At 66.7% G+C, this 13,267-nt stretch carries 14 protein-coding genes; 10 read left to right on the top strand and 4 right to left on the bottom strand.

The features are described 5' to 3' along the window. Positions 1-24: 24 nt before the first annotated feature. Positions 25-1,434, bottom strand: coding sequence for a hypothetical protein (locus tag Pla175_RS07890; RefSeq protein WP_145282898.1), 1,410 nt, complete (start codon positions 1,432-1,434; stop codon positions 25-27). Beyond that, complete coding sequence (locus tag Pla175_RS07885) at positions 1,431-2,288, bottom strand: hypothetical protein (RefSeq protein ID WP_145282895.1); 858 nt, start codon at positions 2,286-2,288, stop codon at positions 1,431-1,433. Before Pla175_RS07885 ends, Pla175_RS07890 begins: the two co-directional genes overlap by 4 nt. 246 nt (positions 2,289-2,534) lie before the next feature. Here Pla175_RS07885 and Pla175_RS07880 point away from each other — a divergent pair, with 246 nt between their 5' ends. The 10 genes from Pla175_RS07880 (at position 2,535) to Pla175_RS27015 (ending at position 11,240) form a co-directional block, all read left to right on the top strand. Further along, on the top strand, positions 2,535-3,059 hold the full coding sequence (locus Pla175_RS07880; RefSeq protein ID WP_145282892.1) for an RNA polymerase sigma factor: 525 nt from the start codon (positions 2,535-2,537) through the stop codon (positions 3,057-3,059). A 147-nt stretch (positions 3,060-3,206) separates the two neighbouring features. Next, positions 3,207-3,425, top strand: a complete 219-nt coding sequence (locus Pla175_RS07875) for a hypothetical protein (RefSeq protein ID WP_145282890.1) — start codon at positions 3,207-3,209, stop codon at positions 3,423-3,425. A 159-nt stretch (positions 3,426-3,584) separates the two neighbouring features. Then, a complete protein-coding gene (locus Pla175_RS07870) occupies positions 3,585-6,560 on the top strand; it encodes a coiled-coil domain-containing protein (RefSeq protein WP_145282887.1) in 2,976 nt (991 codons plus the stop codon). A 37-nt stretch (positions 6,561-6,597) separates the two neighbouring features. Further along, complete coding sequence (locus Pla175_RS07865; protein WP_145282885.1) at positions 6,598-7,626, top strand: tetratricopeptide repeat protein; 1,029 nt, start codon at positions 6,598-6,600, stop codon at positions 7,624-7,626. Positions 7,627-7,807: 181 nt separating this feature from the next. Further along, positions 7,808-8,665 (top strand): MotA/TolQ/ExbB proton channel family protein, encoded by an 858-nt coding sequence (locus Pla175_RS07860; protein ID WP_145282882.1) that lies wholly within the window; start codon positions 7,808-7,810, stop codon positions 8,663-8,665. A 63-nt stretch (positions 8,666-8,728) separates the two neighbouring features. Beyond that, positions 8,729-9,190 (top strand): ExbD/TolR family protein, encoded by a 462-nt coding sequence (locus tag Pla175_RS07855; RefSeq protein WP_145282880.1) that lies wholly within the window; start codon positions 8,729-8,731, stop codon positions 9,188-9,190. A gap of 233 nt (positions 9,191-9,423) precedes the next feature. Further along, positions 9,424-9,912, top strand: coding sequence for an ExbD/TolR family protein (locus tag Pla175_RS07850; RefSeq protein ID WP_145282878.1), 489 nt, complete (start codon positions 9,424-9,426; stop codon positions 9,910-9,912). 50 nt (positions 9,913-9,962) lie between these two features. Continuing rightward, entirely contained in the window at positions 9,963-10,265 is a 303-nt protein-coding gene (locus Pla175_RS07845; protein WP_145282876.1) for a hypothetical protein, read from the top strand. Further along, positions 10,265-10,675 carry a type II toxin-antitoxin system VapC family toxin gene (locus Pla175_RS07840; RefSeq protein ID WP_145282874.1) on the top strand — a complete coding sequence of 137 codons (411 nt, stop codon included), beginning with the start codon at positions 10,265-10,267 and terminating at the stop codon, positions 10,673-10,675. Before Pla175_RS07845 ends, Pla175_RS07840 begins: the two co-directional genes overlap by 1 nt. A 67-nt stretch (positions 10,676-10,742) precedes the next feature. After that, positions 10,743-11,240 carry a DUF1643 domain-containing protein gene (locus Pla175_RS27015; protein WP_145282871.1) on the top strand — a complete coding sequence of 166 codons (498 nt, stop codon included), beginning with the start codon at positions 10,743-10,745 and terminating at the stop codon, positions 11,238-11,240. Positions 11,241-11,267: 27 nt separating this feature from the next. Here Pla175_RS27015 and Pla175_RS07830 read toward each other — a convergent pair whose 3' ends face one another. Beyond that, positions 11,268-12,047, bottom strand: coding sequence for an SDR family NAD(P)-dependent oxidoreductase (locus tag Pla175_RS07830; protein WP_145282869.1), 780 nt, complete (start codon positions 12,045-12,047; stop codon positions 11,268-11,270). A 132-nt stretch (positions 12,048-12,179) separates the two neighbouring features. Then, positions 12,180-13,211, bottom strand: a complete 1,032-nt coding sequence (locus tag Pla175_RS07825; RefSeq protein ID WP_145282867.1) for a zinc-dependent alcohol dehydrogenase — start codon at positions 13,209-13,211, stop codon at positions 12,180-12,182. Positions 13,212-13,267 lie beyond the last annotated feature (56 nt).

Here is a 13,267-nt window from a genome sequence, read left to right as displayed (position 1 = left end):
ACGCCAAAAGGCCTGCCGCGCGGCCTAGGGGCCGGGGTTTTGCCGGCCTCGCCGGCCCATCGCGGCCGCCCGGGGCGGCGTCCGCGACGCATTCCACAGGTAGCACCAGACGGCGGCCAGCACCAGCACGAATCCCCCCCCCGCGGCAAGTTGCAACACGCCCGACGGCTTGGACGCCGCCTCCTGCAACATGATCGGCGGCGGTCCGATCAGCAGCGGCGCCGCCTGCAGGGGGTCGTGCAGCAACCCCAGCTTCGACTGCCGCGGATCTGCGGGCCGCCGCGACTGATAGAGCCATCGTTTGAAGAAGAACCCGGCTACCCGCGCCGGCTGGCTGATGTCGTCCCCCACAGCGAAGCCGTCGGGGAGCGACGCGACGCAGACCACGATCGGCAGGTTCTCCGAGTCTTCCGTGAAGAGGTCGATCTCGTAGTAGTGGTCCAGGCCCCAACGCTTGGGGACGTCGCTCGGCCGGCCCTCGGCGTCGACCCCCGCCTCGATCCGGACGGCGCGCCGGGCCACGCCGTCGAGGGTAACGAGCTCGCCCCGCTGCTGGGCCGAGTCGAGGAACAGCGGCGCTACGCTAAAACGCCCCGCCTGGGCCGCTTCGCTTGCGCGCTCGGCCATCAGCCGGCGCTGGCGCTCTGCGGCGGGGGTTTGTTCGAGTTCGTTCTGCCACACCGCGGCGATCTGCGGCAAGTTCGCCAGGGCTTGCTCCCGGAGCGACTGCGTCGACTGATCGCGTGCAAAAGCCAACAGGTCGAAAAACGGCGCCCGCTCGGGGCCGCGGATCGGCCGGGCGTCTGCGAGCGCGTGCAGCACGGCCACGTCGTAGCCCGCGGCGCCCAGGATGGCCTCCCCCAGGTTGACGTCGCGGTAGTTCGGCTCGGCCGGCGTCCAGCGGAGCCCTGGCGCCACGACCATCCCCGGCGGCGACTCGGGGTTTCCGACGACCACCCCCACCACCTGCACCTGGGCGCCGATGCCGGCGCTGGGGAGGCAGGCCGGCAGCGCGCCGAGAACGATCGCAACCCATTCGGCGCCCGCGGAGTCGATCCGCACGATGCTAAGCTGCTCGGCAGCGAGCCGTCGGGCGGCGTCCTCTTCTAAACGGCGGACCTCGATCTCAACGATTATCCCAGAGACGACGCACGCATCGCCGGGGGCCAGCTTGGCAGCCGGCTCATCCCGCGCGGCCGATCGCAGCAGCGCCTCGTCGATCCTTGCGAGCCGCTGCCCGAACCGGACGGCCTCTTCTACGTCTGCTGCGTCCCAGCGGTCGGCCGGCGGAAGCCTCCCTAGCCGCTCGGGCGACCAATCGGCTAGCCCCAGGATCTCCGACAGCTTGGCGGCCCCATCCGGGGACGCCGCCGACGCGCCGCTTGCGGCGCATGCCAGGATCACCAACAGACACAACACAGGACGCGGCTTCACGGTCTGCTCCCGGCGGGGTCTTCCAGGCCCGCTAATATCGCGGCGCCGGTAGCGGATGGGGTCGGGCGTTTCGCCTGCCGCGAGGTGAGCCACACAACGGCGGCCGCGCAGGCGGCGATCAAGGCCGCCGCCCCGACCACCAGCCCTAGGCCCTCGGTCGGGTTGGCTACAGATTGCTCCTGCGGCGCTTCGACCGGCGCCACGAACGACTTCGCCAGCAGCACCGGCGCCAGCCCGACGCCCCCCTCCCAGGCGTAGGAGTGGTTCTTGTAGAAGTAGCCCGCGGCTTCGATCGGGATGGCGAGCCGATCGCCGGGGCCGATCCCAGGCGGGAGGTCAAGACAGTACATCAACACCGGCCAAACCTGGCCTCCGGACGGCCAGAGGGTCACCCGGTACAGGCGTTCGATCCCGGCCGAGTTCTCTGCCGGGGTGACTTCTTCGATGCGTCTTGCCGAACCGGCGACCCGCACCCCCTTGCCCCGGTAGTAGGCAGGTTGCGAGACGAGCTGAGCGTACGTAGTGGGCTCTTCGATGCCGGCCGCCAGCGACCGCGGATCGGACTGGTCGGCGATCCCCAGCAGATAGAACCAGGACGCTTCCTCCGTATCTCGGAAGGGGGCGTTGTCTGAGACCGCCGCGAGCCGGTCGCGATCTACCTGGGGCAAGGGGCGCAAATCAATCGGCGCTGCGGGCTCCTGCGCGGCGGGCGGCGTCGCGGGCTCGGTGGTCAGCCGGCTCGCGAGCAGCATCGCCCCGCCGACCACGGCCACCGCTACCAGCATCCGCGCATGGGTCGACCGCGATTGGTAGTTGGGCGGTCGGCCAGGGCCGGGCTTGTTGAATCGCAGCATGGCGGCGTTTTCTCCGCCTCAATCCTAAGCGCCGCAACGGCTTGCGGCAAATGCAGGTCGCCCGGCGAGGGGTTAACCGGCGCACGCCGGACGCCATCGGCCCACTTCGTCCATTTTTTCTTTAGATTCTGGGAATAGGAAGCCGGGCCGCCAACGATTACCCCTGCGAGCCTGCCGCGTGGTACCATTGGGGCCAAGCGACCGGTTTCACGTCAGCACGGAACATGCTGATAGGAGAGGCAACGGGTGGCGCTATCAAAGGGCGAATTTCGCGTCCTGGTCGAACAGCACGCCCCGGCTCTGTACGCACTTGCCTACCGCTTGGTAGGCGACGCGCACGAAGCCGAGGACATTGTGCAGGAGACGCTGCGCAGTGCGTGGTGTAGCCGAGAAAGGTTCGACCAAGAACGTGGAGAGCGTGCGTGGTTAGCGTCGATCCTTCGGAGAAGGGTGGTCGATCGATGGCGTAGGTCGCACAGAGTGCCGACCCCTGCCGGAGATCAAACGCTCGAAGTCGCCGCAGCGGCGGTGGACCCGTTGGCTCTGGAGTATACGGACGAGATGCAACACGCCCTCGCCGGGCTCAGCCCAGAACTCCGGGAGTCGTTGCTCCTGGTCGTTGTGGGCGAGCTTACCCACCATGAGACTGCTGACCTGCTGGGGGTGCCCTTGGGCACCGTCCTGTCGCGGGTTAGCCGGGCCCGCCAGAAACTCCGCAAGCGGCTGCTTGCGGACCGCCAAACGCGATCGGCTGCCGCGGGGTCCTCGTGAGGGCCGCTGGCTCTGCGTGAGGCGCGGCTGCTCTTTGGCTCCGATAGATCGAGTCCGTCCGATGGCGCGCGTGTAGCGGCTACCCCGGTTGCCAGGGGCGTCGCTTGGGCAGGGGCACTTGTTCCAGATCGGGTTTGGGTGAACAGCATGTCTAGTAATTCGACCAGTTCGTTCGGCGCGTCCGACAGTGGTTTATTCAGCTTCACGGGCGGATTCCTCGAGCCGGTTGAAGGGAAGCGAGGTCCCGTGCAGTCGCGCTTGGGCGGGCCGCACGCCCCCACCGACGCGTCGATCGATCGTCGTCTCCGCGAGGCCCCCGTCCCGGAAGGGTTCATGACGCGGCTCTGGAAGCGGCTTGAACAGTGACGGCCGTCGCTCTGGGGGGCGCCTGACGGTTGCGCAAGCGACGCGGCCTACGGGCGTCTGCGCCGAGCGGTAGCCCATCTGGGTTCGGCTGGGATAAGATGAACTCGCGGCGCACCGCGACGCGTTGAATCTTCCTACAGGCCCACGCTCGTTCTCCGCATGACGCGACGCTACTGCATGCTCCGGCCGATCTTCCTCTCCGGCCTGCTGGTCTCCTGCCTCCCCGTCGAAGGCGCCGATCTTTCCGCGGCGATGGTCGAGTCGCTGCGTAGCGACGGCCACTACGACGAAGCCATCGAGTTCCTCGACCGGGCGGGGCAAGACCCGTTGGCTTCCGACGCGTTCCGCGCCCGTGTCCCCTACGAGCGGGCGCTCACGCTGCTCGACCAGGCGAGCAAGCAACTCACGGGGGCGGCGCGCGACGCCGCGGTTGCGCGGGCGAGCCGAGACCTGGAGAGCTTCGCCAAGACCTCCAACAACGCCGAGCTCTCGGCCGAGGCCACCAGCCGGCTCGCGCTGGCCCGGCTGGACGCTGGCCGCCAGCTCGCCGCGACGGCCGAAACGCTCCCTTCCGCCGAGCGAGCCGCTCAGTTGAAGCAGGCGCGTGCCGAGTTCGACCGCTCACGCGAGATGTTCGACCAGTCCGAGACGCTATTCGACAAGGCCCTCGATCAATACAAGGCGGTCAAGTCAGACAGCCCCGAGGCCCAGCGTCGGCTCGACCTGCGCAATCAACTCGCCCAGGCCCGGCTGCTCCGCGGCCGCGCCCTGTTGGAGCAGGCGCGTACGTTCCCGGCAGGGTCGAAGCAACGCAAGGAGCTCGGCCAGCAGGCCGCCGATGAGCTGGCGGACCTGTACGAGAAGTACTCGCGCTGGACCGTGGGCTTCTACGCTCACCTGTACGAGGGGCAGGCGTACGAGCTGGCCGAGCAGACGAAGTTGGCCGAGGGCGCTTACCTCGACCTGACAGAGCTGCTGGCGGAAGTAGACGAGCTGCAGCCCTTGGTCACGCTCGCGCACGCCTACTTGGTGGGAACCCGCCTGGCCTCGGGCGAGGCCGACACCGCCGCCCAGGCCGGCAAGCAGGCCCTCGACGCGCTCTCGGCCGCGCAGCTCGATCGCCCCGAGTCGCTCGCGCTAAAGTACCAGGTGGCGATGGCGCAGCTTCAACTCGCAGAAGCCCAACGCAACGCGGGCCAGGCCCAGAAGCTGCGGCTCAGCGCCCGCGGACTGCTGCGCGACGCCTCAAGCCGGGGCAACGAGTTTATCACGGACGCCAAGCTGGCCCTGGCCGACCTATCCGCGAAGCTGGGCGATTCCGACGAGGAGCCGGAGAACTTCGCCCAGGCGTACCAGGCCGGTCGCGACGCTTTCTCGGCCGTCGCCGCGGCAAAGCTGGGGGCGCGGCTGGCCGCCGGCAACAACCAAGAAGCGATCGAGCAGCTCAACGCCCAAGCACGCGAGGCAGAGCGAAACGCGGAGTCTAAGCTCGCGGCGGCGCTGCTGCTGGTGGACGACGAGACCGACGTAAAGCAGATTAACGACGCGCGGTACCTGCTCAGCTACCTGCGCTACGAGAACGAAGAATACTACCGGGCCGCGGTGCTGGGGAGCTACATCGCCCAGCAATACCCAGACGACCCCAACGCCGAAAAGGGGGCCAAGGTGGCGTTGGCTTCGCTTGAGCAGCTCTACCGGCAAGCGGGCGAGGACGCCGCGGGGGGCTTCGAGTCGCGGTCGCTGGCGGAGATGGCCGGCTTTGTGACGCGCCGATGGCCCGGCTCCACAACGGCCGACGCCGCGTTCACGGTGCTGCTGTCGCTAGCAATCCGCGAGAACCGCCTCAGCGAGGCCCGCGCGGTGATCGACAGCGTTGAGCCGGCCCAAAGGGCGCAGTTCGAGCTCAAGCTCGCCGCGGCATTGTGGGAGCAATCGCTCAAGAGCCCCGACGACGCCGCTCTGCACGCCGAGGCGATCGAGGCTTTGCAGACCAGCTTTGCCGCGGCCCGCGGCGGGGGGGCCACACAGCCGGCGGCCACCGCCGCGTTGTACCTTGCCCAGGCGCGGCTGGACGAAGACCAAGCGGCCGAGGCGCTCAAGCTGCTGCAGGACCCGAAGCTGGGCCCGCTCACGCTCGTGCGGCGCGGCGACCCCGCGGTGGCCCGCGATGGCTACGATGTCGAGACCTACAAGGCGGCGCTGCGGGCCTATGTGTCGGCCACACCTCCGCAGACCGACGAGGCGCTCAAGGTGATGGGCAGCCTTGAGAAGTCCCTTGGGGCCAGCTCGCCGCGGCTCGCGACTATCTATTTCGGCCTGGGAGTGCAGCTTCAGAGGCAGGTGGCGCGTCTTACTGAGATGGGCAGGTCCGCCGAGGCGGACCGCGTCTCGTCTGCCTTCGCCGCCATCCTCGACCGGCTCAGCAGCCGGGGGGGCGGCGCCGATTGGACCAAGCAGCAGTGGATCGCCGTCACCTACTACAACCTCGCCGAGGGGATGGCGGGCGAGAAGCAGACGGCCTACTTCAAGAAGGCGAGCGATCAATTCGCGCGCATGATCGAGCTGGCCGGGTCCGACCCCACGTTCGCCCCCAGCGACACGTCCGTGCTGGCGGCCCGGATGCAGTTTGGCCAGTGCCAGCGGAAGCTTGGAGAATACGAGCAGGCCCTCGAGACGTTCGCCGGCCTGCTGGCCGAGCGCGAGGCGATGCTCGACGTGCAGAAGGCGGCCGCCTACACCTACCAGGAATGGGCCACGGCGGACGACGCCGGGATGTTCAAGCTCGCCATCTCCGGCGGGCGGCCCGCGCCCGAGACGGGTAAGAACACCGTGTGGGGCTGGAGCAAGCTGGCCTCGGTGGCCGGGCGGGTCATGCGGAGCAACCCAAAGTTCCGCGACACGTTCTTCGAGGCGTGGCTCAACATCGCGCGCAGCCGCTACCTGGAAGCAGAGAAGGCCGCGGAGCCCCGACGCGCCCAACTGCTGGAGAGCGCGCAGCGGACGATCACCGCGCTGATGCAGCAGTACCCCGACCTCGGGGGCGAGACCTCCGAGGCTCAGTTCGACCAGTTGATGAAGGCCATCCAGAAAGCAGAGGGCCAACCGACCGACGGCCTGAAGGCGCTGCGTTCGTAACCCAAACCCGTACATCACGACTCCCAGCCGAGACGCCATGTTGATTCGCCCAAGCCTTGCCGCCCTCACGCTGCTGCTGTTTGCGACCGGCGCCAGCGCCCAGAACGACCGGGTCCGCACGTTCACCAGCACGATCGCCGGCGAAGTGACCGAGACCTCGCCCATGGCGGTGACGGTCCGTCGCGGCTCGACCGACGTCCAGGCGCCGGTCAACGAGATCCGCTCGGTCGTCTTCGGCGACGAGCCCTCCGCCCTGACACAAGCACGCGTCAACGCGGAAAACGGCGGCTACGCCAAAGCGCTCGAGAAGCTGCAAACGATCGACGTCTCCTCGGTCAAGAACGAGCTGATTTCGCAAGAGGTTGAGTACTACAAGGCGATGTGCGCCGCCCGCCTGGCCCTGCTGGGGGAAGGCTCGGTGCAGGACTCGGGGCGAGCGCTGGCGGGATTCCTGTCGCAGAACCGCAACAGCTACCACTACCTGGAAGGCACTGAATTGCTGGGGGACCTGCTCGCGGCGGCCGGCGCGTACGACAAGGCGGAAGCCTACTACGATCAGCTCGCCAGGACCCCCTGGCCCGCCTACAAAATGCGGGCCGGCGTGCTGGCCGGGCGGGCGCTGCAGGCCCAAGAGAAACACGCCGAGGCCCTCGAGCGATTCGAGGCGGCGCTCGCCGTCGCCGCCGAAGACGACCCGACCGCCAAGCCGCAGATGCTGGCCGCCACGCTCGGCAAGGCCGTCAGCATGGCGGCCACCGGCAAGCCAGAGGAGGGCGTCAAGCTGATCCAACAGGTCATCCGCGACGCCGATCCCGATCAGAAGGAGCTGCTGGCGGCGGCGTACAACGCCCTGGGATCGGCCTACCTGGCTGCGGGGCAAGAAAAAGACGCGTTTTATGCGTTCCTGCACGTCGAGGAGCTGCTCAAGACCGTCGCCCCCGCCCGGGCCGAGGCGCTGTACCACCTGGGCTCGCTGTGGGAGGTGGTCGGCAAGCCCAACGAGGCGCGCCAGGCCCGGCAGACTCTCAAACAGCAATACGGCAACACGGTTTGGGCGAAGAAGTAGCCGGGCGAGCCGTCGGCAGCAGCCGCCGGAAGTTGGGCGGCGAAATAGACCGTCCGTTCAGCCCAACCTCTGTTGGGCAGTGTCACAGGCTCGCAAAGCTCGCTTCATTCGGCTTTCCGATCGCACCGAGCGCGATTAAGCTAAGAGGTCGCAGTCCTCCTATCTCCCAAGGTTCAATCGCATGAGGCCTCACGTGCCTATCGAGGTGTATTCGTTTTTCGATCGGATGGTTTCGCTTGGGAGCATAGCGATCATCGCGGCCGCACTGGCGTTGTCCGGCCCGCTGGCGCCAAACGCGGCCGCCCAAGGGGACGACGCCGCCCCCGAGGCCGCACCGCCCGCCGCGGCGCCACCCACCGCCGGCCCCCCGGCCGCAGCCCCGGAAGTCAGCTACCTCGCCTGGGCGTACCAATCGCTAGGCATCGGCTACAGCCTGGTGTTCCTGTCGCTGTCGTTCACGCTGGTGGCCCTGTTTGTGATGAACCTATTGCAGGCCAGCCGTTCGAACGTCGTCCCGCAGGACTTGATTGACGGCTTCCAGCAGCACCTCGAAGCCAAGCAGTACACCGAGGCCTACGAGCTCGCCAGCGCGGACGACTCCTTCCTCGGCAAGGTCCTCTCGGCCGGGCTGGGGCAGATCTCCGAAGGGGGCGACTACCCGCACGCGATCGAGGCCATGCAAGAGGTCGGCGAAGAAGAGAACATGAAGCTCGAGCACCGGCTCAGCTACATGGCGCTGATCGGCTCGATCAGCCCAATGATCGGCCTGCTGGGGACGGTCCAGGGCATGATCGCCTCGTTCCAGGTGATCGCCAACGCCGCCACCCCCCCCAAGGCCAGCGAGCTGGCCGCGGGCATCTCGACCGCGCTGTTCACGACGCTGGTCGGGCTGATGATCGCGATCCCGGCGATCGCCGCCTACAACATCCTGCGCAACCGCGTGGCCCGACTAGTGCTGGAGGTGGGCATCGTCAGCGAAGGTCTGATGAGCCGGTTCCAGACGGTCGGGAACAAGAAGGGCGCCGACGCGCCACAGTAGCGAAAGCCAGTGGGGCCCGCCGCGGCGGGCCCTACAGATTCCGACAGCCGTTAGGCGCCCACGATGCGAATCAAGAAACGCAGCAGCCTGGACATGGCCGAGGGGGATATGACCCCCATGATCGACATGACGTTCCAACTGATCGCGTTCTTCATGGTGCTGATCAACTTCTCGGAGGTCGAGCAGGACCAACGCGTCAACCTCCCGGCAAGCCAGCTCGCCAAGCCGCCAGACACCGCCTACGAAGAGCCGCTCACCATCCAGATGGTGGAAGACGGCGTGATCCTGTTCGGCGGCGACGACATGGACTTGAGCGCCCTGGAGACCGCACTGCGGAAGGAGGCGCAGATCATCCGCGCCTACGCAGACAAGCGGATGAGCGACGTGACGGTCATCATCCGCGCCGACAAGCTCGCCAAGGCGGGCCAGGTGCAAGAGATCATCAAGGTCTGCCAAGACACCGAGTTCGACAACTTCGCCCTCCGCGGCCAGCAGACCGACGAGTCGACGCTCGGCGGGCCGTAACGACGGTTCACCACAGAGACACTGAGAACACAGAGACGGACGAAGACAAGTAGGGTGTGACGGAGCGAGTCGCAATGGCGCCTCTCGGTCCGCCGCAAGTGATAGCAAGCTGGCCCCTCAACACCCTCACTCAATCGCTTGCGCGTCCCCCAGCCCCGGTCGCCGCAGGCGGCCAGTTCGCCGCGGCGAACGAGCCCCCAACCCCCAGCCCCGTGGCCGCAGGCCGCTAGCGAATGAAGATCCGCCACGCCGATCGCGAAGAGAAGATCGAGCTACAGATGACGCCGATGATCGACATCGTGTTTCAACTGCTGGTGTTCTTCATCATGACGTTCAAGATCATCTTGCCCGAGGGAGACTTCAACATCCGCATGCCGCTGGCCGCCAACCAGACCTCGGCGATGCCCGAAGAGACCCCGACGCTCAAGGTCCGCATGACGGCCAACGAAGACGGCAGCCTCAAGAGCGTGTCGCTGGGCGAACGCAGCTTCGGCGCCGGCCCCGGCGCGTTCCAGAGCGTGCACCAGCAGATCCGCGAGACGGTCGGCGACGCCGGCGGCCCCGGCACCGCCAGCGACCAGGAAGTCGAGATCGACGCCGACTACGACCTGCACTACGAGTACGTGATCCGCGCCATCGACGCGGTCAGCGGCTACATCGAAAACGGCGAGCGGCACGCGCTGGTTGAGAAGATCCGGTTCGCGCCGCCGAAGAAGCCGTGAGGCGTCGGAATTGAGTTCCCAGAGCGAGAAGGCGGGCGTAGAATCACCGTATGGATCCGATTACCCGAAATGTCGTTGATCTCTCAGCCGCTGAGCTTCAGGTCTATGAGACTGCAATTGGGCGGCCGCTCTCTGTTGGTGAGCAGATCGTGATGCGCGTCGTCGAATTCAAGGCCGAACCGACTCAACTTAACGGCGCCTCGACGACTGCCCGAGGCAACGAGAACCCGCACCCAGACCTTCCGGATTGGCTCGACGTGTTTGATGGCCTCTCGGACGAAGAGGTCGCGGGCATTGAACGGTCGATCCTGGAGCGGTATCGCGGTTCCCGGGAAGTCGACACCGGTTTCTGATGGCCCCAACTTTACTCGACACCGACACCCTGTCTGAGGTCTTGAAACAGAAGGACCAGCGCGTACGATCCCGCGTGGCGGACTACCTGGGGCAGCACGCCGCACTGACGATCTCCGCGTTTACTTGGTTTGAGGTGCAACGCGGCCTGCTTGAGAAGCACGCTAGCCGGCAAATTGATCGCTTCGCCACATTCGTGAACCACTGCGACGTGAAGCCGGTCAGTCACGAGGTCTTCCATAGAGCCGCGGTGCTTTGGGCAGATGCGCGGCGGTCCGGCCGACCACGTGGCGACGCCGATCTCCTGATTGCGGCGACCGCCATGGCGCACGGATTGACGTTGGCGACGAGCAACACGAGGCACTTCGAGTGGATTTCGGGCCTGAGTCTTGACGATTGGCGGGCGACGTAGGCTGGTCGAGAAGGATGGGAGACGTCGAGAAAGAGTTGGCCTGACTTGCTTCTAGACCTTCGTAGTGATGAAACACATTCAGCCGCCGACCACGGACAGTGGTGACGACATTAGCCAGGACAGATGCTATCGATACCGTCTTTGGCGTCGTTGGGGTAACGGCGATCAAATGACATTCATCGGGCTCAACCCCTCCAAGGCTAACGAGACTGTCAATGATCACACGATACGAAAGTGCATGGGGTTTGCCCGGCGCCACTCCTGTGAAGCTATCCAAGTACTAAATCTCTTTGCTTTGCGGGAGAGCTCGCCGGATTTGATGCGGATGCACCAACATCCGTTCGGGCCTCGAAACGATCAGCACTTAATCAAGTCGGCGAACAAATCAAAGCTGGTCGTCGCGTGCTGGGGTGCGCGCGGTCGCCACATGGAGCGAGACATCCGCGTCTCCCAACTCTCTTCGAATCACAGCATCAAGCTGATGTGCTTTGGTCTGACCGTGGGCGGATTCCCTCGGGATCCACGGCCGCTTTCTTACACAACTACGCTCGTGAAGTATGCCTGAGTGAGTTTTTTCCGCGCGAGTGTGACGCTACACCGTCGCCTTCGTCGACCCCGTCGTTATCCCGCCGTCGATCAGCATCGTTTGGCCGGTCATGTAGCGGCTGGCGTCGGACGCGAGGAACACGATCGCCCCCGCCAGGTCGCCCGGTTGACCCGGCCGTTTGAGCGGGATGCGTTCCTTGAGGTACTCTACCCACGCCTCGTTCTCGTACAGCACGCGGTTCTGCTGGGTCTTGAACCAGCCGGGCGCCAGGCAGTTGACCGTCACGCCGTGGGGGCCCCAGTCGTCCGCCAGGCTCATGGTGAGCTGCTTCACGCCGCCGCGGCTGGCGCAGTACGGGGTGAGGCCGGCGTAGCCGAACACGCTGGTGACCGAGCCGATGTTGATGACGCGGCCGTAGCGGCGCCCGATCATGTGAGGCGCCAGCGCCTGACTGACAAAGAACGTGCCGCGGAGGTTGGTCTCTAGCACCAAGTTCCAGTCGTCCCAGGTCACCTCGACGGCCGGTTTGCGGACGTTGCAGCCCGCGTTGTTCACCAGGATGTCTACCTGGCCGAACGCCTCAATGGCGGCGGGGCCGAACCCGGCGATGCTCTCTTGGCTGCGCACGTCGAGCGCCAGCGGATGGGTGCGGCGGCCCAGGGCGGCGATCTCCTCGCAAAACGAGGCGAGATCGGCCGCGTCGCGGCTGGTGACGATCAGGTCGGCCCCGGCGCGGGCCAACGCGCGGCCGAACTCTTGGCCGAGCCCTCGGCTGGCGCCGGTCACCACTGCTACTTTCCCGGATAGGCTAAAATCATCGTTCATTGGGTTAACCACAGAGCCACGGAGGACACAGAGACGGACGGAGACGAAACCGCCGATGGACGCGGATGAACGCCGATTCATACCCGAGAGTACCGGCGTTGATCTGCGTTTATCGGCGGTTCCCAATTGGTGCTAGGGCTTCAGGACGACTTTCATCAGGCCGGGTTCACGGGCGTACAAACGCTCGAACCAGGCGGGGCCTTCTTCCAGCGGCACGCAGGCGCTGATCAGCGGGGCCACGTCGATCTGACCAGAAGCCATCAGCTCGATGCAGCGGGGGTACTCGCCGGACGAGGCGCAGGAGCCGTACAGGGTGAGCTCGCGGGTGACGATCGCTTGCAGCGGCGCCTCGACGTTGGGCGATACGTTGCCCACGAGCGTGACCGTGCCACCTTTGCGGACGCAGTTGACCGCGGTGTTGAAGGTGGGCGTAGCGCCGACCACCTCGAACGAGGCGTCCGCGCCGCGGCCGGCGGTGAGGCTCAGGACCTCGTCCACAGGGCTTCTGTCGCGGCTCAGGATGGTGTGTGTCGCCCCGAACTTCTGGGCGAGCGCAAGCCGGTCGGCGTCGATATCGACCGCGATGATCTGCCCGGCGCCCGCCACTCGCAGGGCCTGAACCACCAGCAGGCCGATCATGCCGGCGCCGACCACTACCGTGGCGGCCTCGTCCTGCAACGGGGTGCGGGCGACGGCGTGCACGGCCACCGAGACCGCCTCGATCAGGGCCGCGTGCTCCATCGGCAGCTCGCTGGGGAGCTTGTACAAGACCCGCTGCGGCACGGCCACGAACTCCGCAAAGGCGCCGTGCCGGCGGTAGTCCTCGCACGACACGCCCAGCACCTGGCGGTTGTCGCACAGGTTGATCTGGCCCCCGCGGCAGTAGCCGCACTCGCCGCAGGAGATCGTGGAGTCGAACGTCACACGGTCGCCCGCGGCCAGCCCGTCAACCGCGGCGCCAATCCGCTCGACCACGCCCGCGGCCTCGTGCCCCATCACCAGCGGCGGCCTCCGGCGGCCGGTGCTGCCGTCGTAGCCGTGCACGTCGCTGCCGCAAACGCCGCAGGCAGAGACGCGGATCAGGGCCTCGTCCGCGGCGATTTCGGGCGTGGGCGCCTCGATCATCTCCAGGCGGCGGTACTCGGTGAGTTGGAGCGCCTTCATGGGCCAGACCGTGGTGAGCAAAATGAGAATGACAAAAGCGACGGCTGCAAACGCCG

This window comes from Pirellulimonas nuda (assembly GCF_007750855.1).
Classification (GTDB): domain Bacteria; phylum Planctomycetota; class Planctomycetia; order Pirellulales; family Lacipirellulaceae; genus Pirellulimonas; species Pirellulimonas nuda.
The sequence above is the reverse complement of the archived record's forward strand: the minus strand, read 5'-3'. Positions and strand labels throughout refer to the sequence as shown.